3 protein-coding genes are annotated in these 3728 nt (G+C 44.0%); all 3 read right to left on the bottom strand.

Going from position 1 to position 3728, the window contains the following annotated elements:
* Positions 1–621: type I restriction enzyme HsdR N-terminal domain-containing protein (locus tag IQ229_RS17725; protein ID WP_194045953.1), on the bottom strand; the 621-nt coding region annotated here is incomplete at its 3' end.
* Between the two features lie 387 nt (positions 622–1008).
* A complete protein-coding gene (locus IQ229_RS17730; RefSeq protein WP_194045955.1) occupies positions 1009–2427 on the bottom strand; it encodes an aldehyde dehydrogenase family protein in 1419 nt (472 codons plus the stop codon).
* 334 nt (positions 2428–2761) lie between these two features.
* On the bottom strand, positions 2762–3532 hold the full coding sequence (locus IQ229_RS17735) for a red chlorophyll catabolite reductase (RefSeq protein ID WP_194045957.1): 771 nt from the start codon (positions 3530–3532) through the stop codon (positions 2762–2764).
* Positions 3533–3728: the final 196 nt, after the last annotated feature.

Raw genomic sequence — 3728 nt, forward strand, 5'->3', positions numbered from 1 at the left:
CGCCAGCACCTCATCTTCCATTTCTTCGATCAGGGTTTTGAGAGATTTATTCTCCTTTATCAACTTGTCATTAGCAATCAAGTCTTCCAGGGTGAACTTGATCTGAAGAATATCTGCCAGGGTTTGATTAGCATTGGGCAAACCAGGAATATCTTCAAAATAATTGGGATCTTTGCGCTGGTAGTAGGAAATTTGATCGCCATTCGTCCAAATTGCGATCGGCGCACCTGTGGCATTACAATACGATCGCAACTGATCCTTCCCGTCTTTGAGCTTCGGCTTCTTTAGCTCCACCAGCATATACACCGTGTTTGGACGGTCTTTGTCCATCACCACAATGTCTGCCCGTTTCACCTCCCGCCCAAAGTTCACCCCATACTCGACTTCAATGCGACTGAGGGGATAGTGGAGGCGTTTATTCAAAACCTGTAAATATAGCTGCCGAATTGCTTCCTCTGGCGTCAGCTTAATTGCCTTCTGACGCACCAAACAAACGATATAAGGCACTTCGCCACTTTTGGTTGCTTTCAGAGTAATGCTCTGCTCTAACTGCTCAATTTCCGCCGCAGTAAACTGCGACAGTTTGTAGTTTGAGTCTTTGAGGATATCGGCTAGGTTCATCAGGCGCTACAGGATCTACATAAAGGCTTAGTTCGTTATAGAGTGTAACGCTATTGTAGAAATCGACCTATAGGTTTTCTTAATAGTTTGAAGGCAACTCTTGTATTCTGAACGAATGAACTTGTGTTCTGAACGAATGGCCTCGTGTTCTGAACGAATGGCCTCGTGTTCTGAACGAATGGCCTCGTGTTCTGAACAAATAAGCTCGTGTTCTGAACGAATGACCTCGTGTTTTGAACGAATGACCTCGTGTTTTGAACGAATGACCTCGTGTTTTGAACCAAAACTATGAAAGTTCTTCCAGGTGCTTTGGTTATCGTAGACGAAACTGTGGCAGAAGCGCGCCATTGGTTAAGCTAATGAGTTACATAATGATGATGGCATCGGTTACTCCCCATTCCCAAACCACCAAGGGTCATTAGTATCGTTAGTTTTGATCAAAATGGCTTTTTTTCGCATGAACCGTTTCAGCGCCGCCGCACCCATGCGTGAGCCTCCCAAACCGGAGAATTTGAAGGCGTTTTTCTCTCCTTCATGCATGATGGCAGTGAGTCCAGCATCGTTGATACTAATAGCACCTGCATCTATCTGGTAAGCAACTTCTAAAGCTTCTGTTTCTGAGGCAAATACAGCCGCACTCAATCCATAAATTGAGTCATTCGCTAAAGAGACTGCTTCACCTACTGTAGAAAAAGGCATAATTGGCATAATCGGGCCAAAAGTCTCTTCGGTCATGACTTTCATGGAATGATTAACTTGGGTAAGCACTGTTGGACGACACCACCAACCCCCACCTAAATCCTCGATTACACCGCCGCAGTGAATTACTGCTCCCTTTTCAACTGCATCTAGAAGATGATCGCTAATAACGGCTGCTTGTCTTTCGGCGATGATCGGGCCAATTTCTCCACTTTCAACTGTGGGATAGGCTAGCTCAAGGCGATGTGCTTTGGTTACTAGTTGATGGTAAAACTTTTCAAATATGGAGTCTGCAACGTAAATTCGCTCAATTGAGAGGCATGACTGTCCGGTGTTGACGACAGAACTCCACAATATTGCTGAGGTTGCTAATTCTAAGTTGGCTGATTCTAAAACGATCGCAGGATCTTTTCCTCCTAATTCCAAAAAAGCTGGAATAAACTGTTTTGCAGCCGCTTGTGCAACTTTTCTCCCTGTGGCTACACTGCCTGTAAAGCATACCAAATCTACATTTTCAATCAAAACAGATCCGGTTGCGCCTGCTCCTTCGACAAAAGTTAATACCTCGTGCAGTTTGGGAACGGTATTGAGTGCTGTAATCAGTGGTGCTACGAAGCGGGGAGTGATTTCACTGGGTTTGACAATGACAGCACAACCTGCCAACAATGCCGGAATGGTATCAATAGTAGACAGTGACAGGGGAAAATTCCACGGGCTAATTACCCCAACTAAGGGATAAGGAACGGATGTTTGTTGCAAGGCAATAAAGGGAATGGCTGTATTTTTTGCAGATTCTTGCAGCAATTCCGGCGCTAACCGACACCAGCGATCGATGCTGGAGAGGAAAGAATCTATTTCTAATACCGAGGCTGACAATCTTCCTGTATCATTTACCAAAGCTTCCGTGAGGCGATCGCGTCCAGATAATATCGCATCCTTCCACTGCTGTAAAGCTTCAATTCTCCCCTCTAAACCCAATTGCTGCCAGCGAACTTGTGCCCGGCGCGTCCGCTTACATTGCTGTACCACTAACCTTGGAGGCGGTGGGATAATTACGTAGTCAAATTTGCCAGTTCGGGGATTGCGGACTTCTATTGGTTTTGTCATTTGTCATTTGTCATTTGTCATTTGTCATTTGTTATTACTTCCTAATCCCCAATTTCCCATTCCCAAATTCAAAGCATCCCCAGGTTGGTGAAGCACTCAATGGTGGTTTGCTGTGTTTGCAGGAAGTGTTTGCAGTTTACTTCTCTTTTCAGCATAGTATTAGCAGGGTAAAAGTGTGATTGGCGATCGCGAGTGAAGGTTGATTGCATAACAGGTAACTTGCGATGCTAAAGCGCAGTACGATTCTAAATTAGTGGACATGGAAAATTGAGAGCCATAACAAATGACCAATGACAAATGACAAATGACCAATGACAAATGACCAATGACTAATTTAAAGAATACGATCGCCACCCCAGAGCGATCGCACAATTTTATCTGCTAACTCCGATCCAAGTATCTGTACGACAAATTTATTACCTGGATCACGTTCAGCACCATTACGGCGCAGCGCCAAATCACGAGCAGCTAAAGATTCTCGTGCATCTTCTGGCACAGGTTCGGCTGCATCTACCCAAGTTAACCAGCGATCGAGTGTTTCGTGTGCAAGTGTGCGAGTTAGTTCCAGAGTTTCAAAAGTAGGTGCGCCTGTGTAGCACAATTTAACAGGCGATTGAAATAATCGAAGATACAGACTTTTGCTGATAAATGCCTTGAGGCGCGAATCTTCCTGTAACTTTAAGAATGTTTGATTAACTGGCTCATAGTAGCGATCGAGATATGCCAAATCGGTTATCAGCTCAGTTCGGGCAATGTAATCTATATAAAATAAAATATTTCCATTTGGAAGTGTGCCAAACTCAAAAGCCAAATGAGGAACTTGGATATGCGACTTCAACCAAGTGGTGAGACGCATAGCGCTAAAGTTTGATTTTTCAGGGTTTCCCAACCACGAATGCACTAGCCAGTCAATTTCCTTCCCGGAAAAAGCGGTCAGCGAACCCTTCATGTTGCCATCGAGACTGCTATATTGCTGTAAATTTTCTACAGAAGGGTCTGGATGTAGCTGAAAACGAGCTTCTAATTTTTGGCGGAGTTCCTTTGTAATCTCCCACAACTGCTCAAATACAGCTTTCTTATCTAAATCAGTTGGTTGCTGAGTCATGGTTTGAGTTTGCAGTTTTTCTATAAACTTCATATTTAGTTTGACACTTTCCGGTATCTAATTCGTTACTGATATCGAGCAGCGCATTCATCGAATTCAAGACTGTGACAAACAAACCATCAACAAAGCGCGATCGAGCTATTGCAGCAACATCTTTTTTCACAGCAAATTGCAGCAATTTATCTCAGTCGATGAT

It is taken from the genome of Nostoc cf. edaphicum LEGE 07299, from assembly GCF_015207245.1.
Lineage (GTDB): Bacteria > Cyanobacteriota > Cyanobacteriia > Cyanobacteriales > Nostocaceae > Nostoc > Nostoc edaphicum_B.